The organism is Bacillus cereus group sp. BfR-BA-01349 (assembly GCF_022663795.1).
In the GTDB taxonomy this organism is placed as follows: Bacteria; Bacillota; Bacilli; order Bacillales; family Bacillaceae_G; genus Bacillus_A; species Bacillus_A cereus.
Window position 1 is genome coordinate 14,488 of record NZ_JAKUGE010000049.1, and the last position, 21,012, is coordinate 35,499.

Here is a 21,012-nt window from a genome sequence, read left to right on the forward strand (position 1 = left end):
ATTCATTGCAGCACGCTTTTAGATAGACAAAAAACGCGCGGAACAATGTTCACACGCGTTTCTTATTAGGAAAAAAATATATTGAAAAAATAAACGAGTTGTTATCTCCTCAAAATAAGAAACCGCATCAACATCTCCAAATAGCTCTCCATAAAATAAATATTATGACAGTACTACATTTATTCAATGCAGTCCCAATATATGAATAAGATGGTTATTCTTATATTTCGGCAATAGTCCCTTTCAACCTATGATCACAGATTCCATTAAATCTCCCATAGCTTACTCTTTCCTATCGCGGCCTCTACCTTTGAGAGTAGATGAGGTAAGTCTATTTAATTTTCAAACATCTAATTGTTGCTATTAACAATACCAAAGGACCATTTTATTTGTCAAACAATTTTTTATATTGTTTTTTTGCAGTTTAATTTCGTATCGTCTGGTAAGCGCTTTACTAATACCTTTGTTACTTCCCATTCGCCTTCTTCGTTATTAAATGTAATCGTTACCTTCTCAAATGGTGGAGCAATTTTCCCAGCAACACGTTCATACTTTGTCACTTCAATACTTGCTTGAAATAAATATGTACCGCTATACACTTTTTTTAAACTAATAATTTTAGGACATTGATAAGGTTTCAAACTTCCATATTGTTTTTCAATTGCTTTATTTATTTTTGGAAATAAAACAGAATAAAGTGCATCTTCCATAAGAGGTGCATCATATTGGGCTACCGACACACTCGGTGAAGTAAAAAATATAACACTACTGCATGCTATAAAACATAATAATTTTCGCATTATAACCTCCATATTATCACGCGATTCTTTCTGCGTACGATAATTATCATACATAGAAATTCTGTTTTATTATCTCCCACCACTCTTTTTCTACTCGATTATTATAAAAAAGCCCACAACCTTCTTTTATTTTCGTATAATGATACTCATAGTATAATAATCATAATAACAAAGGACTGTTCGTATATATAAAATGAGTCGTTAAGCAAACTGACTCTCAAGAACTGTCATGCTTTTTAGGAGAGGAGTATATTATGCTACAACATCTGTTTCCAAAACTGCGATTTGCACTCGTTGCAGTCGTTTTACTATGGATTAAAACATATATTGTGTACAAGCTAGCATTTGATATTAAAATTGATAATTTCTTTGAAGAATTCATGCTTTTTATCAATCCACTAGCTGCGTTACTTTTATTTTTCGGCTTAGCTTTACTTGCATCTAAGCACCGAAACCGAATTATAATTGGAATCAGTTTTATACTGTCATTTATTTTATTTGGAAACGCAATGTTTTATGGGTTCTATAACGATTTCGTTACTTTCCCGGTTTTATTCCAAACAAACAATATGGCTGATTTAGGGACAAGTATAAAAGAACTCTTTACGTACAAAACATTACTTTTATTTGCAGATGCAATTATTTTAATGTTTATTTCGCGTAAATTCCCATCATTTGGGGACAAAACACCACTTTCCCGCTCAGAGAAGCGAACTTTCTTTAGCGGTGTAACAGCTTTATTAGCACTACAAATTGTTGTATCAGTTATTTATAAACCACAAATGTTCTCACGCTCATTTGACCGTCAAACTGTCGTGAAGAATTTAGGTTTATACACATATCATCTATTTGATATTACGCTTCAATCCAAGTCCTCAGCTGAGCGTGTATTTGCAAGTGGGGATGGGTTTTCTGAAATTAAAAACTATACAGACTCAAAAGACAAACAAGTTGATAAAAACTTATTTGGAGCTGCAAAAGGTAAAAATGTAATTTTAATTTCAATGGAATCTACACAAAGCTTTGTTATTAATAAAAAAATAAATGGAAAAGAAATTACACCATTTTTAAATGAATTTATTAAGGATAGTTTCTATTTCGATAACTTCTATCATCAAACTGGACAAGGTAAAACTTCTGATGCTGAATTTATCGTTGAAAACTCACTTTATCCGCTAGATCGTGGTTCTGTATTCTTTACTCATGCAACAAATGAATACACAGCGACACCAGAACAATTAAAGAAATACGGATATTCTTCTGCCGTCTTCCATTCAAATGATAAAACGTTTTGGAATCGGGATGTAATGTATCCTGCGCTTGGATATGATCGTTACTTTAATTTAAATGATTACGCAGGAACGGAGCAAATGTCTGTCGGTTGGGGATTAAAAGATAAAGAGTTCTTTGAACAATCTATTCCAAAGTTAAAATCTTTACCGCAACCGTTCTATACAAAATTTATTACATTAACAAATCATTTTCCATTTCTTCTAAATCCGGAAGATCAATATGTTGATGAATTCAACTCGGAAAGTGGTGTTGTAAACCGCTACTTCCCAACTGTTCGTTACACAGATGAAGCTCTTAAATTATTTATTAAACAATTAAAAGAAGAAGGATTGTATGATAATTCCGTTATTGTCATCTATGGTGATCATTACGGTATTTCCGAAAACCATAACGCAGCTATGGCACAGTTCCTAGGAAAAGATACTATTACACCATTCGCTTCTATGCAATTACAACGAGTCCCTCTTATTATTCATGTGCCTGGCCAAGAAGGAAAAGTTGTTTCTAAAGTATCCGGTCAAATTGATATTAAGCCAACGCTCCTTCATTTACTTGGTATTAAAACAAATAAATCCGTTGAATTTGGAACTGACTTATTTATTAAAGAGAAAGACCCGCTTATGGTAATGCGTGATGGTAGCTTTGTTTCTGAAGAGTATGTTTATACAAAAAATATGTGCTACAAAAGAAGTACGGGTGAAGAAGCTGACATGACGCTATGTCAGCCGTATATTGAAAAAGCAAAAACAGAATTAAAACTCTCCGATAAATTAATTTATGGAGATTTATTACGCTTCGATCCTAATAATCGATATAAAACTGGAACGATGACAACGAAATTTGAATAGTAAAGGAAGCAACTTTATACAAGTTGCTTCCTCTTTTTATTTTCACTTAATTTTCAAACCATCCTTCTATGAAATCTTTCACAAATTGGTAATTTCTTTCGTATGAGGAATAAATTTATGGTATGATAAAATAAGTAAACTTTCATACACTAATTAAGAATTTATTACAGAAAGCAAGGGATCAGATTTTGTATAGAGCAGCTATTCCAAACTTATTTACGCTCGGAAATTTATATAGCGGATTTTTATCAATCGGCTATGCATCTTTAGGATATTATAAATCAGCTGCTATTTTAGTACTTATCGGGATGATGTTAGATAGTCTTGATGGTCGTGTTGCTCGTTTATTACGTGTTGATTCACAAATGGGAAAAGAGCTCGACTCGCTTGCAGATGTCGTAGCATTTGGTGCAGCACCAGCTGTTTTAATGTATTACACATCTTTCTCAAACTACGGAATCATCGGATTATACATAGCGGGGTTATTCCCTCTTTTCGGAGCATATCGTTTAGCACGATTTAATGTAACACCATCTTCTACTTCAATGAAATATTTCACTGGAGTACCGATTACAGCAGCGGGAGGGCTTGTTGCTTTCTTAACGTTATTTTCACATACCATTCCAAAAATCGTTCTTATTACCGTATTTGTAACGTTCGCATTTTTAATGGTGAGCCGCATTCGTATCCCAAGTTTAAAAGATGTACCAATTCCACGATATAGCATCATTATTACACTATTTTTAGTTGGAATCATTATTACAATGTATCAAACAGGATTTGGAAATTTTTCTGTTTTCTTATTCATTGCCATTCCACTATATATTTTGTACATGTTATCTCAATTCATTAGACAAAGACCGTCTAAAAAAACAAATAAAGAAAAATAAGAAAACCTTCCGAGTCCGGAAGGTTTCTTTTTATTTTGTGACTAATACCTTTTCATTTACAGGTGTTACTGGCTCTTCGCCGTTTAATACAGCTAAAATATTTCTAACAGCCATTTCAGCCATCGCATCACGAGTTTCAAATGTTGCATTCCCTACGTGTGGAGCAAGTACTACATTCTTTAATTCTTTTAACTCTTCTGTAATTTTCGGTTCAAATTCAAACACGTCAAGAGCTGCTCCTTCAATTTCATTCGTTTTTAATGCATGAGCAAGTGCTGCTTCATTCATAATTGGTCCACGTGAAGCATTTACAATATACGCTGTTTTCTTCATCATTTTAAACTGCTCTTCATCAATCATATGATGTAATTTTGGATTATAAGCACAGTTAATTGTAATAAAGTCTGCTGTTTGTAATAATTCTTCCAACGTCACATACGTTGCTCCCAGTTCACTTTCAGCTTCAAGCTTACGATTTGGCCCTGTATATAAAACATCCATTCCAAATGCTTTCGCACGTTTTGCAACAGCCTTCCCGATTTCTCCAAGACCTATAACTCCGATTGTCTTACCATGGACTTCTCGTCCCAAGAAAAATAACGGTGCCCATCCGTTAAATCCGGTCGTACGACATAACGTATCCCCTTCAGGAATTCTACGCGCCGCTGCTAAAAGAAGTGCAAATGTTAATTCTGCAGTCGCTTCCGTTGATACTTTCGGTGTATTCGTAACTGCAATTCCTTTTTCGCCCGCATACGTGTAATCAATATTGTCGTAACCAGCACCATAGTTTGCAACAATCTTTAAATGAGGCGCTGCATCAATAACTTCTTTTGGCACCTTTGTCGAAAGTAAACTTAACAATGCATCTTTATCTTTTACACGCTCTGTTAATTCATCTATAGAAATTAACTCCTCTTTATCGTACATTTCTACATCATGATCTTTTAATAGTTCTAATCCAATTTCCGGAATTTTTCCCGCTACTAATATTTTTGCCACTACTAACACCTCTTCTATAGAAAATAAGATATCTCTTATATTTCATTGTAAGAAATCCACATATAAAAACCAAGGAATTTGATTATAGTTTTAAAAATCGACACTTTTCCATGAAAAAAGAGGAGATGCAACTCTCCCCTTTTCTTACGCTTTTTCCTGCGATTCTTTTCCAAGCTTCACATCAATCGTTCCTTCTGCAACCGTATCGCTAATTTGCTCCTCAATAACCGATTGAGATACAGCATTCGTTTCAGAAGTATAAGCTTGTTGCTGTGCACCTTGTACATTTTGTTTATTTTGTTGTTTCGCCATTTCTTACCCTCCTTTTCATTCTTTCTTATTTTGAACAAAAAGGACGGTTTTCATCAAAAAATTGCGTTTCATTTTGAATTTGTTACTTCTTCTTCAAGCGACCTCATTACTCTTGCTCGCTTCGTAAATGTTGCAACCTGAGTAACACCGTGAGCTCGTAATGTTTGTACATTTTCTTGTACATAATTCCCTAAATCATTTGGATAATGGGCATCCGAAGAAATCGTAATTGGAACACCATACTTAGCTAATACTTGTAAATATAGTGGACTTGGGCACATTTCACGAACAGGATAACGATAGTATAATCCTGCATTTATTTCTGTTGCCGTATTCGTTTCTACTAACGCACAGGCAATTTCCTCATAATAAGAAAGCTGTTCATTCTCATCCAATCGATAATTAAATACCTTTATATTATCAAGATGAGCGATAATATCAAATAACTCGGTACGAATCGCACTCTCAACTGTTTTAAAAAACATATCATATAATGCGCGTAGGTCATGCTTCTCAAAATATTCTTTCGTATCTGGATTATCAAATCCCCAGCCATTTAGAAAATGAACAGAACCAATTATATAATCAAAGTCTCCTAGCGCTAATAATTCTTTTAACTCTCCTTCACAACCAATAAAATAATCCGCTTCAATTCCAAGTTTAAGCGTGACACCTCTTTTACTCCATCGTTCTTTCGCCTCTTCAATAACCTTTGTAAAATCATACAGTGAAACTACCCTTACTTGATCTAACCATTCCTTCTGTATACGACCGAGCTTAGAATCACTAATATCTACATATTTTTCATAATATCCTTTCGCTTCATGAAAACGATATAGATGATCAACAATTCCCACTTCTTTTATACCTTTTCGCACAGCTTCTTCTAAATAGAGGTCCATCCATTCTGTTGTAAATGGCCCTTCCTTCACACGCTTTTGCAAACGCTCTTGTGTTTTCATAAGCCAATCAATAGAATGCCTTTCTTGAAGCGGTTCATAACGTTCCAGCGCTTCATTTATTTTAGAAAGCCATCCTATTGAATACGGTCCTTCTTCTAAGTGAAGATGATAATCTACTTTCATATACATTCCCCCTTATAATGTATCTATTTCCCTTCTATCCCCAACTTTCGAAAGCTTTCCATTTCGTTCTTTCACCTCTCGCATGACATCTTCCAATGTAATATTTTTTTCAGCTAATAAAACGAAACAGTGATAAAATACATCAACCATTTCTTTCACTACTTCTTCTTTATCATTATTTTTACATGCGATAATTACTTCAGCACACTCTTCACCAATTTTCTTTAAAATTTTATCTTCTCCTTTTGAAAATAAATAATTTGTATACGATTCAGGAAGTGGGCTTTCCTTTCGTTCTTCAATTGTTTTATACAGCAACTTAAAGGCATTTTCCATATGTATCCCCCTATATAATTTGATAGTGAAAACATGTCTTCTCTCCCGTATGACAAGCAGGTCCTACTTGTTTCACATTCATAACAATTGAATCTTGATCACAATCTAAATATAAAGATTGCACATATTGAACATTCCCTGATGTTTCCCCCTTATTCCATAACGACTGCCTCGAACGAGAATAAAACCATGTTCTTTTCGTCTCTAACGTTTTTTCATATGCTTCTTCATTCATATAAGCTAGCATTAAAACTTCTTTCGTACCTTCTTCGATGACAATTGCTGGTATTAATCCTTTTGAAAAATTAGGTTTCATAACCGCACCTCAACATTTGCATCTCTTAATTTTCGCTTTACACTCTGCACTGTCGCCTCACCATAATGAAAGATGGATGCCGCTAACGCTGCATCAACTGTTGTCTTTTGAAAAACTTCTATAATATGATCCGTATGACCACAGCCCCCTGATGCGATGACTGGAATGGAAACACTTTTTGAAATTTCTTCTGTTAAACGAAGGTCATATCCGCTTTTCGTTCCGTCTGCATCCATACTCGTTAACAAAATTTCACCTGCCCCAAGTTTAACAACACGCTTCGCCCATTCTATAGCATCCATTCCTGTGTCAACTCTTCCGCCGTTGACATATACGTTCCATTTACCTTCTGCTACTTTTCTAGCATCAATTGCCACGACAATACATTGTGATCCAAAGTGTTCTGCCCCTTCTTCTATTAACTTCGGGTTTCGCACTGCCGCTGAGTTTATTGAAACTTTGTCTGCTCCAGCTCTTAGTAAATTGTACATATCTTTCACACTTGAAATCCCCCCGCCAACCGTAAGAGGAATAAATACTTTAGCTGCTGTTTTTTCTACAACATCTATAATCGTTTTTCTTCCTTCATGAGTCGCTGTAATATCTAAAAATACGATTTCATCTGCCCCTGCCTCGTTATATGCTTCAGCTATTTCAACCGGATGACCGACATCTTGTAATCCTATAAAATTTACACCCTTTACGACTCGCCCTTCTTTCACATCTAGACATGGAATGATTCGTTTCGCTAACATAACTTCGTTACCTGTAACACTTCTTCTAAATCAATCGTTTTCTCGTAAAGCGCCTTTCCAATTATGACACCATATATATTCATATCATTTAACTTTTTCACATCTTGAATAGATGCCACTCCTCCAGAGGCGATGAGACGAATGCCAACACTTTTTTGAAGTATCGCTAATTGTTCAAAATTTGGACCTGCAAGCGTCCCGTCTTTCGAAATGTCTGTAAACACAATCGTTTGAACCCCTAAACTTTCCATTTGTTTCGCTAAACTAACGTAAGAAATTTCAGACAGATCAAGCCAACCTCTCGTTGCTACGAAACCATTTTTCGCATCAATTCCAACAATGATTTTCTCTTTATATAGACGAACTGCTTCCTCTAAAAATGACTTATCATAAAGAGCTGCTGTTCCTAAAATCACTTTTTCTACACCTGCTGACAATAACTTCTCCACCGTTACAAGTGAACGAATTCCTCCTCCCACTTGCACAGGAATACGTACCGCCTTGCAGATTTTTTCAATGACGGGCAAATTTAACGACTCGCCAGCAATTGCACCGTCTAAATCAACAATGTGTAGTATTTCCGCTCCAAGCTTTTCAAATATGATCGCCTACGCTACCAGATCTTCATTCATCACCGTTTCTTTACTAAACTCTCCTTGATAAAGTCTAACGCATCGCCCTTCTTTTAAATCGATAGCTGGGAAGATTTCCATGCTTCTACCACTCCTTGAAAATTTTTTAATATTTGCATGCCTATTTCGCCACTTTTTTCTGGATGAAACTGTGCACCAAATACATTTCCTTTCGCGACAAACCCTGGTATTTGCATTCCATAATCACTTACTCCGCATACAATTTCATCTGGACAATCCGCGTAATATGAGTGAACATAATACACGAAAGAACCATCCACTAATCCATTCCAAAGCGGAAATTCTCTTTCCTTCCTTAATTCATTCCATCCCATATGAGGAATTTTATACGAAACTTTTAACTTACGAATTTCACCTGGTAGTAAACCTAATCCGCTACAATCTTTTAGTTCCTCACTTCGTTCAAATAAAAGTTGCATGCCCAAACATATACCGAGGAGTGGTTTTCCTATGTCACAAACTTCTTTTAGTACACACACTAAATCTCTTTCTTTTAATACTTCCATCGCTTTCGGAAATGCACCTACTCCCGGTAGAATCACGCCATCGCTTCTCAATATCTCTTCTTTATCACTCGTTACAATGTACTCTGCGCCAGTATATTTTAATGCTTGCTCTACACTGCGAATATTCCCCATTCCATAATCTATAATGGCAATCAATTACAACATCCCTTTCGTTGAATTTACACCAGTAATGTTGGCATTTTTTTCGACCGCTTCTCTAAGCGCTCTACCAAAAGCTTTAAATAATGCTTCAATTTTGTGATGTGTATTACTTCCGTATAGAACGCGCGCATGTAATGTAATATTGGCAGCATGTGCAACTGCTCTAAAAAATTCTTCCGTCAATTCTGTATCAAAATCCCCAAGCTTCGGATTTATTAATTCCCCTTGAAATACACAATATGAGCGTCCACTTATATCAATTGCAACAAATCCTAAAGATTCATCCATCGGTACATACGCGGAACCGTAACGATTAATTCCTTCTTTATTTTGCAATGCTTCTTTCAAGCAATTTCCGAGTACAATCCCAACATCTTCAACGGTGTGATGTGCATCGACAAATACATCACCTTCTGCCTCAACTTGCAATCCAAATCTTCCATGTCTAGCAAATAAAGTCAGCATATGATCGAAAAAACCAACCCCCGTTTGAATAGATACACTCGTACTTTCATCAAGCTGCAAACTTAATTTAATTTTTGTTTCTGTCGTCTCACGTGCTTGACTGGACTGACGCATTATTTTTCCTCCTCAAACCTTATTTGGATTGCTCTCGCATGTGCATGTAACCCTTCTTTATTTGCAAGCTCTACAATATGATGCTGTACATTTTTTAATGCTTCCTCTGTATAAGAAATAAAACTTGATTTTTTCACGAAATCATCGACTGATAACGGAGAAAAAAATCTTGCCGTTCCGCTCGTTGGTAATACATGATTCGGTCCCGCCAAATAATCCCCGAGCGCTTCAGGTGCATATGGCCCAAGGAAAATAGAGCCTGCATGTTTCACATAATCTAGAGCATTCATCGGTTCTTTTATATGTAACTCTAAATGTTCTGGAGCAATTTTATTTGATAACTTTAGTGCCTCCTCTAAAGAAGCAACGATAAAGATGGCTCCATTTCTATTTATTGATTCACGTGCAATTTCACTTCTTGGTAACGTTTCTAACTGTCTTTCTACCTCTTTTTCTACTTCTTTAGCTAGTTCCATATTCGTTGTAATACAAATCGCCGTTGCTCTCTCATCATGCTCTGCTTGCGATAATAAATCCGCTGCGATATATTTTGTATTACCTGTTTCATCCGCGACAACTACAATTTCTGATGGACCAGCAATCATATCGATATTTACTATTCCGTATACTTCTCGTTTCGCTAGAGCGACGTACAAATTTCCCGGTCCAACTATTTTATCCACTTTCGGAATCGATTCCGTCCCGTATGCTAACGCAGCAATTGCTTGTGCTCCACCTATCGTATAAATTTCATCTACTCCCGCAAGATCTGCAGCAGCTAATATATGCGGATCAATTCCTCCTTTCCTCGGTGGTGTTACCATTACAATCTTTTTCACACCTGCGAGTTTCGCCGGCAATACATTCATTAATACTGAAGAAGGATATGAGGCTGTCCCACCCGGTACATATACACCTACATTTTCTAACGACCGAATGAGTTGCCCTCTAATTATCCCTTTACTTTCACAATCGAATATTGAGTGCTTCTTTTGCTTTTCGTGATACGAAACAATGTTTTTCTTCGCCTCTTTTAAAGCTTCTAAAAATGAATTCTCTACAAACATACTCGCTTGCTGTATTTCTTCTTCACTTACACGAAAATCTTTCATCTCTACACCATCAAACTTTTTTGTATAGAAAGATAAAGCCTCATCTTTTCCTTCCCTTACATTTCTAATGATTTCTCTTACACTTCTTTGAACAGTTTCTTCTATTATATTAGCGTTTTCTCTTAGCACTTTTATTTTAGATAATGCCTCCTTAAAATCTTCATAAATGATTTCCACTTTAAATCCTCCTATTTCCCTGATAAGATTTCTTGCTCCATCATATTTACAATACTGAATATTTCGTCTTTTTTAGTTTTTAAAGCTGCCTTATTCACAATCATCCGAGCCGATATAGAGTGCATTTCCTCAAATACAATGAGTCCATTCTCTTGTAATGTTTTTCCTGTTTCAACAATATCTACAATTGCATCCGCCAATCCAAGAAGAGGAGCGATTTCTACAGAACCTTCTATTTTAATAATTTCTACATCCTCTCCCTTATCATGAAAATAAGTAGAAGTAATATGCGGGTATTTCGTAGCAATTCTTTTCTTCCGGTAACTCTTCGGATTATACGTAGGAATAGATGCCACACAAAACTTACAAATCCCCACTCCTAAATCCAGCATTTCATAAATATCTTTCTCGTTTTCCATTAAAATATCTTTTCCAACGATGCCAATATCAGCTACCCCATGTTCTACATAAGTAGCAACATCAACCGCTTTTACTAAAATAAATGAAATATTTGTATTTTTACTTTGAAATACAAGCTTCCGACCTTTATTTTTGAGCTCGGAACAATCAATTCCAATCTGCTCAAAAAGTGGAATGACATGTTTTTCTAATCTTCCTTTCGTTAACGCAATTTGAATGTTACGCATGAAGCCTCTCCTTCTTTCTGGACTACCCATTTCTCATTCCATACATATTCCACTAAGTATTCATTCTTTGCCTCAACGACTGTTCCTATTTTATTTTTTCTTGCGAATTGAAAGGTATCGCTTAAATTAGAGAATAGAGATAACCAAGCATTTTTTCCATCCTTTCGAAGTAAATTTCGTAGCCTTTCTGCTTCCGCTATTGTATTTAACTCATAATGAATCACAATATCAATTTGATTTCGTTCATATGGTTCTTGCTGCTCTTGCAGCGCCTTCACAATTTGATTTACTTGTACCGCGAGGCCAACAGCTGGCAGCATTTCTCCAAAATTGCCAATTAGCTCATCGTATCTTCCGCCACTAACGATTTCTTCTCCAATTTCATATATATCCTTTGAAAATAACACCCGTATAGTAATCTAAGTGTTGAATCATGCCCAAATCAATTGATATGTAAGAACCATATCCTAACGTTTCAATTGTTTCATACATTTCTTTTATTCTTGCAATTGCCATTTTCATTTCATTACTTGAAGCAAGCTTTTCTGCCTCCTCAATAACTTCTAAATTTCCAAATAGCCTTGGCAATTTCTCAAGTAACCTTACTGTCTCATCGCATCGATCTAATTTCTTTTCTCCGATAAAATTTGAGAGGGCAGCATAATTTTTACTTTCTATATATGTTCTAAGTACCCTTTCTTCTTCATCATGGATGGAGAGTTTTTTTACAATACATTTATATAACTGTACTTGCCCAATCTCAATTGTAAAAGATTGCACCTTCAACTTTTGAAGTGCTTGAATGACACTTATTACACATTCAATTTCAGCTCTTACATTATCAATCCCGATAACTTCAATACCACTTTGTACGATTTCATTATATTTTCCAGAATGGGATTCATTCGCTCGAAATACATTCCCGCTATACGTCACTTTAAGTGGCGTATCCCGTCTCTGTGTTCCAATAACTCTCGCTAAAGGAATTGTCATATCTGGACGTAAAACGATAATCCTTCCCTTTTCATCAAAAAATTTATACATCTTCTCTTCATCTATCGGTCTATTTTGAAATGCAAAAACATCATAAAATTCAATTGTAGGTGTTCTTATTTCCTCATAACCTCTCTCTAAAAAAGTAAGTCTTAGTTTTTGTTCTACTTCTTCAATTAACGTACATTCTTCGAATAAATAATCTCTCGTTCCATTCGGGTTTGCTCGTTTCCATTTTGTCATCTAAATTTTCACACCTTTCCCCTTCTAATGTATACCTATTTCATTCCCCTAAGCCGAAAATAAAAAGAGCCTTGTAGACAAAATACCTACAAGGCTCTTCAGTAGAGTGTAGGTACAACGGGAATAACCCTTGTACCTACACGTTTTCACGCTAGGTTCAAGGGTTTCATGTATGATGATGTAGTTGTGTAAGCATTGTAATAGATTGCACGATATTCATAATACTTACTCCCTTTCTCCTCTGATTTTCACATAGTATATAACAGTTAATTTTGAATGTAAATACATTTTTAATATTCCGTCATTTTTTTAATGTAAAGCCACTTTTCTTTCATACTCTTTTATTTCTTGTTCATATTGCATTGTAATACTAATTTCATCTAAACCATTTAATAACTTCTCTTTCCACATTTTCTCGATTGTAAAATGGAATCTATGCGTATTCGTTGTCATTATTTCATTTTCTAAATCAACTGTAATTTGTTCCCCCGCATCTGTTTTAGCAAGTTGTTCACGCATATCTTTATCCATTACAATCGGTAACATGCCATTTTTCATACAATTCATATAAAAGATATCGGCAAATCCTCCAGCGATAATAACGCGGAAACCATAATCAGCAAGTGCCCATGGAGCATGTTCTCTAGATGAGCCACATCCAAAATTATCACCTGTAATTAATATGCTGGCTCCTTTTCTTTCTTGTGCATTAAGCGGGAAATTAGGGTTTTCTTGGCGATTATTATCATATCGCCATTCATCAAATAAAAACTTCCCAAACCCAGTTCTTTCAATTCTCTTTAAATATTGCTTCGGAATAATTTGATCTGTATCAATGTTATCATTCATCAGTACTGCGGCCGTACCTTTATGAATACGAAATGGCTCCATCATAACTCTCCTTTCTAATATCAACAAAATGACCATATAACGCAGCCGCTGCCGCCATTGCCGGGCTAACTAAATGCGTTCGTGCTCCCTTTCCTTGTCTTCCTTCAAAATTGCGATTTGACGTAGAGGCACAATGTTCCCCTTCAGGCACTTGATCTGGATTCATACCTAGACACATTGAGCATCCGGGCTCTCTCCATTCAAATCCAGCTTCTTCAAATATGCGATGTAACCCTTTATGCATCGCTGCTTCTCTTACCCTTTGAGATCCAGGTACAACAAGTGCTCGCACACCTTCTTTTACTTTTTTACCTTTCACGACAGATGCAGCAATTTCTAAGTCAGAAAGCCTGGAATTTGTACAAGATCCAATGAAAACATGTTGAACTGGAATGTCATACGTACTTTGTCCGGGACTCAATCCCATATAAGAAAACGCTCTTTCGTCATTTGCATCATGCTTTTCTGGCAATTTCTCATCAATCCGAACGCCCATACTAGGATTTGTTCCCCACGTAACGTACGGCGCTAAATCCGTAACATCTACTAGAATATGTAAATCATAAACTGCATCTAAATCTGTATAAAGTTCTGACCATTTTTTCTTAATAGATTCATAGTCTTTCGGTGCATATTTACGCCCTTTTACGTAAGTAACCGTTTTTTCATCTGGTGCAATAATGCCAGCCTTTGCTCCCCCTTCAATTGCCATATTGCAAAGCGTCATCCTCTCTTCCATATCCATAGCATGAATGGCCTCTCCGTAAAATTCCATTACGTAACCTGTTCCAACTGCTACTCCGTACTTTGAAAGAAGGTGTAAAATAATATCTTTCGCATAAACACCTTGCGGTAACTTTCCTTTTAACTCAATGCCCATCGCTTTCGGCTTTCGTTGCCATAACGTTTGCGTTGCCAATACATGTTCCACTTCACTCGTACCAATACCAAACGCTAGTGCGCCAAAAGCACCGTGTGTTGCTGTATGACTATCACCACAAACAATCGTTTTTCCTGGCTGCGTAAGCCCAAGTTCTGGTCCTATTACATGAACGATCCCTTGCTCTTCATCTCCGATATCCGCTAATGGCACCTGAAATTGTTTACAGTTTTCCCGAAGTGTATCTAGTTGCTGCTTCGCAATGCGGTCGGTAATATTCCAAACATCTTTCGTTGGAATATTATGATTCATCGTTGCAAATGTTAAATCTGGTCTGCGGACTGTTCGATTTGTAAGCCGCAAGCCTTCAAAGGCTTGCGGTGACGTTACTTCATGAACAAGATGTAGATCGATATATAATAAATCCAATCCATTTTCATTAGTCGCAACTACATGTCTTTCCCAAATCTTATCTAGTAACCTTTTCCCCATTATCTTCCTCTCCCTACTAACGCTTGCTCTTCCATTTCTTGAATAACTGCCTTTGTAAATGAAGTTGTCGTTTCAGTCCCCCCGATATCTGCTGTACATTTTCCTGATTTAAGGACTGCAGAAACTGCTTCTTCAATTGCATATCCTTCTCTCGTTAATCCGAACGATTGCCCAAGCATCATTGCAACAGAACGCATCATCGCAATTGGATTCGCCTTATTTTTCCCCGCAATATCCGGTGCTGATCCGTGAATAGGCTCGTATAATGAAGGTCCCTTTTCAGCGTGACTTGCTGATGGAAGCATTCCTAATGATCCAGCTAATACTGAAGCCTCATCACTTAAAATATCACCAAATAAATTTTCCGTTACAATAACGTCAAATCTTCCTGGATTCCGAATTAATTCCATAGCTGCTGCATCTACTAAAATGTGTTCTACTTCCACATTTGGGTAGCGAATTGCTACTTCTTCTGTCACAGTTCTCCATAATTTACTAGACTCTAAAACATTCGCTTTATCAATAGATGTTACTTTTTTCTTCCGCTTATTCGCTAATTGAAAAGCATACGAAACGATACGTTCAATTTCATGGCGATGATACGTAAGTGTATCTGTCGCCACTTCTTCCGTTCGCTCTTTCGGATAAGAAAAATAAATTCCGCCTGTTAATTCACGAACGACAACGAAATCAATTTCATCAGCGTTTTTTAATGGTGATAAATGTGCAGTTGCACTTTCTACCGTTACAGGGCGAACATTCGCAAATACACCGAGTCCTTTTCTTAATGCTAATAATCCTTTCTCAGGCCTTTCTTTCGCACTATCCCACCTTGGTCCACCTACTGCTCCAAGTAAAACCGCATCACTCGCTAAACAGGCGGCAAGTGTTCGCTGTGGTAATGGTTGCCCAGTTAAATCGATAGCAACACCACCAAAGTACTCATCTTGCAAATGAAAATGATGTCCATATAGCCTTTCTACCATATGCAATACTTCCTTCGCACTTTCCATTACTTCTGGACCAACACCATCACCAGCTAAACAAACGATACGTTTTTCCATTTTTAACACTCCTTTTAACCGAATTTTCAGAACTTTAATTTGATAGGTGAGGAAAGCTTCTCTCACCTATCAAATATTTATTTCACAAGCGCTATAAGAGATTTTAATTTCCCTGCTGCATGGACATATGCTCTTGCCGACGCTTCCAATACATCTTGCGCAACACCAAAACCTGATACTTGATGCGTTCCTTCTTTTAATTCAACATGAACATGAGCCAGTGCGTCTTGACCTTGTGTAATAGATTGTATGCGATAATCCACCAATTCACATTCTAATCCTAAAATTCTTTGGATTGCATTATAGATCGCCTCAATACTACCAGAACCAGTGGCTGCATCTTCGTATGCATTTCCTTCTTCGTCTTTTAGTACAACTGTCGCGCATTGTGTACTATTTGATACGAAATGAACTTGTAGTTGCGTAATGTTATATTGCTGAGCTGCAAATGCTGCTTCACCAAGCATAAGCGCACGTAAATCTTCCTCAGTAATTTCCTTCTTACGATCAGCTAATTTTTTGAACGCTTCAAACACCGCATCTCGTTCTTCCTTTGTAAATTCATAGCCAAGCTCTTTCATTTTTTCTGTAAACGCGTGACGTCCAGAATGTTTTCCAAGTACGAATAGATTTTGAGATTCGCCTATTAGCGCTGGTTCAATAATTTCATATGTTGTCACTTCTTTTAAAACACCATCTTGATGAATTCCGGATTCATGAGCAAAAGCATTCGCTCCAACGATCGCTTTATTTTTCGGTACAACCATACCTGTTAATCTGCTTACTAATGTACTCGTCGTTTTAATTTCTTTTAGCATCATAGAAGACTCCGCCTTATAGAAATCTTTTCTAATATGAAGAGCAACTGCGACCTCTTCTAGCGCCGCATTACCTGCTCTTTCTCCAATTCCATTAATTGTTCCTTCTACTTGCAACGCTCCGCCTTCAACCGCAGCTAATGAATTTGCTACTGCCATCCCAAGATCATCATGACAATGACAAGAGAAAATTGCTTTTTCATATGAAGGAACGGATTCTTGTAAGTATTTAAAAAGAGAATAATACTCTTCCGGATTCGTATATCCAACTGTATCCGGAATATTAATTACATTCGCTCCTGCTCGAATCGCAATTTCTACTGCTTCAGCTAAAAATGCTCTCGATGTTCTTGTCGCATCTTCTGCAGAAAATTGTACTGTCGGAAATAATGATTTTCCAAGCGTAACCGAGCGATGAATACTATTTAACACATCTTCTTTTGACATACAAAGTTTATATTTCATATGAATATCACTCGTAGCTAGAAATACGTGTAGACGAGGGGATACAGCACCTTTCACAGCTTCATATGCTCTTCGAATGTCACTTTCTTTCGCTCTAGCTAAACTCATAACCGTAGCATTTTGAATTGTATTCGCAATACGTTTTACCGATTGGAAGTCGCCTTCGGAAGCTGCCGCGAATCCAGCTTCCATTACATGAATACCAAGCCTCTCTAATTGCCTAGCAATTTGTAATTTCTCTTGTTCATTTAAATTTACTCCTGGTGATTGTTCGCCATCACGAAGCGTTGTATCCATGAACAAAACCTGCTTCATATTATTTAACCCCTACCTTTACTCGCGGCTGTACGAAAGGCATCATTTCACGTAATTTACGTCCAACTACTTCGATTTCATGTTTATTCTCTTTCTCATTTGTCGCATGGAAATTTGGTCTTCCTGCTTTATGTTCTGCAATCCATCCTCTTGCAAATGTACCATCTTGAATTTCTGCTAATACTGCCCCCATCGCTTTCTTCGTATCTTCAGTAACAACGCGTGGTCCTGATACGAAGTCTCCCCACTGCGCTGTATCAGAAACTGAATATCTCATATTTTCAAGTCCACCTTCGTACATAAGGTCAACGATTAGCTTCAGTTCATGTAAACATTCAAAATATGCAAGTTCAGGCTGATATCCCGCATCAACTAACGTTTCAAACCCAGCTTTTACTAGCGCAGTTACTCCGCCGCAAAGCACAGCTTGCTCTCCAAATAAATCTGTTTCTGTTTCTTCTTTAAATGTCGTTTCTAATACACCAGCTCTCGTCGCTCCAATCCCATCAGCATAAGAAATTGCCTTTTCAGTCGCAACTCCTGCTGCATCTTGGTATACTGCAAATAATGCAGGAACAGCTCCGCCCTCGACGAACGTACGGCGTACGAGATGCCCCGGTCCTTTTGGGGCTACTAGAAATACATCTGCATTAGCTGGTGGTTTTACTTGACCAAAGTGAACATTAAATCCATGTGCGAACACGAGAGAGTTTCCAGCCTGTAAATTTGGTGCAATTTCAGCTTCATATACTTCTGGTTGTAATTCATCAGGCAGTAGAATCATTACTACATCAGCTTTTTCCGCTGCTTCTGCTACTGTATATACAGAAAATCCATCTTCATTCGCTTTATCCCAAGACTTACCTTTTCTTAAACCTACTACTACATCAAATCCGTTATCACGTAAGTTTTGCGCATGCGCATGACCTTGCGAACCATATCCAATGATTGCTACTTTCTTTTCTTTTAATACATTTACCGTTACATCTTTCTCATAATAAACTTTTGTCATTTTCATTTCCCCCTATATTTAAATGATTATTGAATTAACATAACTTGCTTATCTTGTTTTTTCATACTACGCGTAAATGCTGTTACACCTGTTCTAGCAATTTCTTTCAGACCGTATGGACGAAGTAATTCGATTAACGCTTCTACTTTATCTTGCGTACCTGTTACTTGCACAACTATGGAATCCTTCCCAACATCTATTACAGCGGCTCGAAACGGTTCAATTAAACTATATAATTCTGCTCTTGCTACTGATGTTGCTACTTTAATAAGTGCAAGTTCTCTAGCAATCATCGCTTCTTCTGTAATATCTGATACTTTCAGAACATCAATTTGCTTATGAAGTTGTTTAATTAACTGCTCCACTTGCTGTTCATTTTCAACGTGTACAACAATCGTCATCCGCGATATGTCCGATGATTCCGTATGACCTACTGAAATACTTTCAATATTAAAATGTCTTCGTGTCATAACCCCTGTAATTCGGTTTAACACACCACTTTGATTTCGAACTGTCGCTGTAACAATTCTCTTCACCTTTTTTCCACTCCCTCCATTTGGTGAACACCTTTCCCTGGCGCAACCATCGGCATTACCTTTTCTGATTGAAGTACACGGCAATCAATTACGACTGGTCCTTGTAATTCAATCGACTGCTGTATTTGCTTCTTTGCAAGAAGTGGATCCTCTATGCGAACTCCTTTTATGCCATACGCATTCGCAAGAGCGACGAAATCTGGTTGACACGACAATAAAGAGTGCGAGTATCTTTGATTATAAAATTCATCTTGCCATTGTCTTACCATTCCTAAAGCTTCATTATTTAAGATAAATACTTTAACAGGCAACGAGTGTTCTTTTAACACACTTAATTCTTGCAAGGTCATTTGAAATCCGGCGTCACCGACAATTGCAATAACTAGTTCCTCAGGCTTTGCAATTTGCGCACCGATTGCTGCTGGAAATCCGAACCCCATCGTTCCTAATCCACCAGAAGTTACCCATTTATCTGGATTTTTCAGCGGATAATATTGCGCTGCCCACATTTGATGTTGCCCAACGTCTGTTGTTACAATCGCTTCTCCCTTCGTAATTTCATATAACATATCAATTGCGTATTGAGGCTTAATACTTTCAGAGTTTCTTTTATAAGAGAATGGATATTGTTCTTTTCTCCCCTTTAATAAAGTGATCCATTCATGATGATTTTCTTTTCCCCCTTCTGGTTCAAGTAATACTTCCAATGCCCGCTTAGCACTTGCAACAATAGGAATTTCAGTCGGCACATTTTTCCCGATTTCTGCTGGATCGATATCGATATGTGCAACAGTAGCCCCTTTAGCAAAATAAGCTAAATTCCCTGTAAGCCGATCATCAAATCTCGCACCTACATTAATGAGTAAGTCACATTCATATAACGCCATATTGGCTGTATAAGAACCGTGCATTCCTCCCATTCCTAAAAATAGTTCATCATCTGGTGGAAAGCCACCGAGACCAAGTAATGTATGCACAACAGGAATTTCATATTTACGAGCAAAACTTGTCAATTCTTTCGAAGCTTTCGCATGCAATATACCCGCTCCAGCTAAAATTAACGGTTTTTTTGCGGTTTCAATTACTTTGAGTAATTTGTTTATTTGAAGTAGATTCGGTTCATAATTAGGGTTATATCCTGGTAAATCCATTTGTACATTGCTACATCGCTCACCTTTCTCGACTACCATATCTTTCGGAAGGTCAATAACGACTGGTCCTGGTCTTCCTGTTTTAGCAATATGAAATGCTTCTTTAATAATTCGAGGTAAATCTGAGGCCTTTCGCACTTGATAGTTATGTTTTGTCACTGGCATCGTAAGTCCCATAATATCTGCCTCTTGAAAAGCATCGCTCCCAATTAACGTTGTTGCTACTTGGCCTGTAAATACTACAAGTGGCAATGAATCAATCATTGCATCAGCTAGACCCGTAATTACATTTGTAGCACCTGGTCCACTCGTTGCAATTACAACCCCTGGATGCCCTGTAATTCTGGCATATCCTTCAGCAGCGTGAATTGCCCCTTGCTCATGCCTTGTTAAAATATGCGGAATTTCACAATCATACAATGCATCATAGAGAGGTAAAACGGCACCACCCGGATAACCGAAAATCACTTCTACCCCTTCCTTTTCTAGCGCTTCTAACAATAGCTGTGCACCAGTTGCCAGTTTCTCTTCCGTTTTTGAAGACATTGTTCTTATAAGCCCCCTTTTTCAAACTTTTATACAATAAAAAAATCCTACGTCCACACTCCAGCTATGTGCTGAAGGGACGAAAGATTTCGCGGTACCACCCTTCTTCGCAAGAATACTCTTGCCTCAGTGA

At 37.1% G+C, this 21,012-nt stretch carries 20 protein-coding genes, 2 pseudogenes, 1 riboswitch and 1 other annotated feature (1 of these 24 only partly in view); of the genes and pseudogenes, 2 read left to right on the top strand and 20 right to left on the bottom strand.

Going from position 1 to position 21,012, the window contains the following annotated elements; genetic code table 11:
- Positions 1-133: 133 nt before the first annotated feature.
- Positions 134-315, bottom strand: a riboswitch (Lysine riboswitch).
- A gap of 89 nt (positions 316-404) precedes the next feature.
- On the bottom strand, positions 405-800 hold the full coding sequence (locus MR169_RS22130) for a DUF3888 domain-containing protein (RefSeq protein ID WP_001228751.1): 396 nt from the start codon (positions 798-800) through the stop codon (positions 405-407).
- Between the two features lie 254 nt (positions 801-1,054).
- Here MR169_RS22130 and MR169_RS22135 point away from each other — a divergent pair, with 254 nt between their 5' ends.
- Positions 1,055-2,941: an LTA synthase family protein gene (locus MR169_RS22135; RefSeq protein WP_242320039.1), complete on the top strand. Its 1,887-nt coding sequence runs from the start codon at positions 1,055-1,057 to the stop codon at positions 2,939-2,941.
- A 188-nt stretch (positions 2,942-3,129) separates the two neighbouring features.
- On the top strand, positions 3,130-3,831 hold the full coding sequence (gene pssA / locus MR169_RS22140) for a CDP-diacylglycerol--serine O-phosphatidyltransferase (protein ID WP_242320040.1): 702 nt from the start codon (positions 3,130-3,132) through the stop codon (positions 3,829-3,831).
- A 30-nt stretch (positions 3,832-3,861) separates the two neighbouring features.
- On the opposite strand, the gene MR169_RS22145 is transcribed toward pssA, so the two are convergent.
- From MR169_RS22145 to ilvB, 19 genes and pseudogenes are all read right to left on the bottom strand, one after another.
- Entirely contained in the window at positions 3,862-4,833 is a 972-nt protein-coding gene (locus tag MR169_RS22145) for a 2-hydroxyacid dehydrogenase family protein (protein ID WP_001062840.1), read from the bottom strand.
- Positions 4,834-4,977: 144 nt separating this feature from the next.
- A complete protein-coding gene (locus MR169_RS22150) occupies positions 4,978-5,145 on the bottom strand; it encodes a YozQ family protein (protein WP_001118882.1) in 168 nt (55 codons plus the stop codon).
- A 68-nt stretch (positions 5,146-5,213) separates the two neighbouring features.
- A complete protein-coding gene (locus MR169_RS22155; RefSeq protein ID WP_000861856.1) occupies positions 5,214-6,230 on the bottom strand; it encodes a histidinol phosphate phosphatase domain-containing protein in 1,017 nt (338 codons plus the stop codon).
- Between the two features lie 12 nt (positions 6,231-6,242).
- A complete protein-coding gene (hisE, locus tag MR169_RS22160) occupies positions 6,243-6,566 on the bottom strand; it encodes a phosphoribosyl-ATP diphosphatase (RefSeq protein ID WP_000426356.1) in 324 nt (107 codons plus the stop codon).
- Positions 6,567-6,576: 10 nt separating this feature from the next.
- Positions 6,577-6,882 carry a phosphoribosyl-AMP cyclohydrolase gene (gene hisI, locus MR169_RS22165; protein WP_000803963.1) on the bottom strand — a complete coding sequence of 102 codons (306 nt, stop codon included), beginning with the start codon at positions 6,880-6,882 and terminating at the stop codon, positions 6,577-6,579.
- Positions 6,879-7,637 (bottom strand): imidazoleglycerol phosphate synthase cyclase subunit, encoded by a 759-nt coding sequence (gene hisF / locus MR169_RS22170; RefSeq protein ID WP_000880115.1) that lies wholly within the window; start codon positions 7,635-7,637, stop codon positions 6,879-6,881. Before hisF ends, hisI begins: the two co-directional genes overlap by 4 nt.
- Positions 7,631-8,350: pseudogene (hisA, locus tag MR169_RS22175) on the bottom strand (1-(5-phosphoribosyl)-5-[(5-phosphoribosylamino)methylideneamino]imidazole-4-carboxamide isomerase). Before hisA ends, hisF begins: the two are co-directional and overlap by 7 nt.
- Positions 8,323-8,952, bottom strand: coding sequence for an imidazole glycerol phosphate synthase subunit HisH (gene hisH, locus MR169_RS22180; protein WP_000560362.1), 630 nt, complete (start codon positions 8,950-8,952; stop codon positions 8,323-8,325). The pseudogene hisA and the gene hisH overlap by 28 nt, the downstream one beginning before the upstream one ends.
- Positions 8,953-9,537, bottom strand: coding sequence for an imidazoleglycerol-phosphate dehydratase HisB (gene hisB / locus MR169_RS22185; RefSeq protein ID WP_001249950.1), 585 nt, complete (start codon positions 9,535-9,537; stop codon positions 8,953-8,955). It lies immediately after the preceding gene.
- Complete coding sequence (hisD, locus tag MR169_RS22190) at positions 9,537-10,826, bottom strand: histidinol dehydrogenase (RefSeq protein WP_242320041.1); 1,290 nt, start codon at positions 10,824-10,826, stop codon at positions 9,537-9,539. Before hisD ends, hisB begins: the two co-directional genes overlap by 1 nt.
- A gap of 11 nt (positions 10,827-10,837) precedes the next feature.
- Positions 10,838-11,473: an ATP phosphoribosyltransferase gene (hisG, locus tag MR169_RS22195; protein WP_001244486.1), complete on the bottom strand. Its 636-nt coding sequence runs from the start codon at positions 11,471-11,473 to the stop codon at positions 10,838-10,840.
- Positions 11,449-12,709, bottom strand: a pseudogene (locus tag MR169_RS22200) (ATP phosphoribosyltransferase regulatory subunit). The gene hisG and the pseudogene MR169_RS22200 overlap by 25 nt, the downstream one beginning before the upstream one ends.
- Positions 12,710-13,018: 309 nt before the next feature.
- Complete coding sequence (leuD, locus tag MR169_RS22205; RefSeq protein WP_000433183.1) at positions 13,019-13,600, bottom strand: 3-isopropylmalate dehydratase small subunit; 582 nt, start codon at positions 13,598-13,600, stop codon at positions 13,019-13,021.
- Positions 13,578-14,972 (bottom strand): 3-isopropylmalate dehydratase large subunit, encoded by a 1,395-nt coding sequence (gene leuC / locus MR169_RS22210; protein ID WP_242320042.1) that lies wholly within the window; start codon positions 14,970-14,972, stop codon positions 13,578-13,580. The genes leuD and leuC overlap by 23 nt, the downstream gene beginning before the upstream one ends.
- Complete coding sequence (leuB, locus tag MR169_RS22215; RefSeq protein WP_000415380.1) at positions 14,972-16,036, bottom strand: 3-isopropylmalate dehydrogenase; 1,065 nt, start codon at positions 16,034-16,036, stop codon at positions 14,972-14,974. The genes leuC and leuB overlap by 1 nt, the downstream gene beginning before the upstream one ends.
- A gap of 77 nt (positions 16,037-16,113) precedes the next feature.
- Entirely contained in the window at positions 16,114-17,634 is a 1,521-nt protein-coding gene (gene leuA / locus MR169_RS22220; RefSeq protein ID WP_000815754.1) for a 2-isopropylmalate synthase, read from the bottom strand.
- A gap of 1 nt (position 17,635) precedes the next feature.
- Entirely contained in the window at positions 17,636-18,652 is a 1,017-nt protein-coding gene (gene ilvC, locus MR169_RS22225) for a ketol-acid reductoisomerase (RefSeq protein ID WP_242320043.1), read from the bottom strand.
- 20 nt (positions 18,653-18,672) lie between these two features.
- Entirely contained in the window at positions 18,673-19,182 is a 510-nt protein-coding gene (gene ilvN / locus MR169_RS22230; protein ID WP_000822946.1) for an acetolactate synthase small subunit, read from the bottom strand.
- The gene (gene ilvB / locus MR169_RS22235; RefSeq protein WP_242320044.1) at positions 19,179-20,879 is read right to left on the bottom strand and encodes an acetolactate synthase large subunit; all 1,701 of its coding nucleotides are present in this window, start codon (positions 20,877-20,879) and stop codon (positions 19,179-19,181) included. Before ilvB ends, ilvN begins: the two co-directional genes overlap by 4 nt.
- A 72-nt stretch (positions 20,880-20,951) precedes the next feature.
- Positions 20,952-21,012, bottom strand: a binding site (T-box leader); it runs 167 nt beyond the window's last position.

What these genes read in the sequence shown, in the direction of transcription:
- hisI (WP_000803963.1), bottom strand. Translation starts at nt 6,882, where the DNA reads ATGAAACCTAATTTTTCAAAAGGATTAATACCAGCAATTGTCATCGAA.
- leuA (WP_000815754.1), bottom strand. Translation starts at nt 17,634, where the DNA reads ATGAAGCAGGTTTTGTTCATGGATACAACGCTTCGTGATGGCGAACAA.
- leuC (WP_242320042.1), bottom strand. Translation starts at nt 14,972, where the DNA reads ATGGGGAAAAGGTTACTAGATAAGATTTGGGAAAGACATGTAGTTGCG.
- leuD (WP_000433183.1), bottom strand. Translation starts at nt 13,600, where the DNA reads ATGGAGCCATTTCGTATTCATAAAGGTACGGCCGCAGTACTGATGAAT.
- hisF (WP_000880115.1), bottom strand. Translation starts at nt 7,637, where the DNA reads ATGTTAGCGAAACGAATCATTCCATGTCTAGATGTGAAAGAAGGGCGA.
- MR169_RS22155 (WP_000861856.1), bottom strand. Translation starts at nt 6,230, where the DNA reads ATGAAAGTAGATTATCATCTTCACTTAGAAGAAGGACCGTATTCAATA.
- MR169_RS22135 (WP_242320039.1), top strand. Translation starts at nt 1,055, where the DNA reads ATGCTACAACATCTGTTTCCAAAACTGCGATTTGCACTCGTTGCAGTC.
- hisE (WP_000426356.1), bottom strand. Translation starts at nt 6,566, where the DNA reads ATGGAAAATGCCTTTAAGTTGCTGTATAAAACAATTGAAGAACGAAAG.
- hisG (WP_001244486.1), bottom strand. Translation starts at nt 11,473, where the DNA reads ATGCGTAACATTCAAATTGCGTTAACGAAAGGAAGATTAGAAAAACAT.
- MR169_RS22150 (WP_001118882.1), bottom strand. Translation starts at nt 5,145, where the DNA reads ATGGCGAAACAACAAAATAAACAAAATGTACAAGGTGCACAGCAACAA.
- ilvC (WP_242320043.1), bottom strand. Translation starts at nt 18,652, where the DNA reads ATGAAAATGACAAAAGTTTATTATGAGAAAGATGTAACGGTAAATGTA.
- hisB (WP_001249950.1), bottom strand. Translation starts at nt 9,537, where the DNA reads ATGCGTCAGTCCAGTCAAGCACGTGAGACGACAGAAACAAAAATTAAA.
- leuB (WP_000415380.1), bottom strand. Translation starts at nt 16,036, where the DNA reads ATGGAAAAACGTATCGTTTGTTTAGCTGGTGATGGTGTTGGTCCAGAA.
- MR169_RS22130 (WP_001228751.1), bottom strand. Translation starts at nt 800, where the DNA reads ATGCGAAAATTATTATGTTTTATAGCATGCAGTAGTGTTATATTTTTT.
- ilvB (WP_242320044.1), bottom strand. Translation starts at nt 20,879, where the DNA reads ATGTCTTCAAAAACGGAAGAGAAACTGGCAACTGGTGCACAGCTATTG.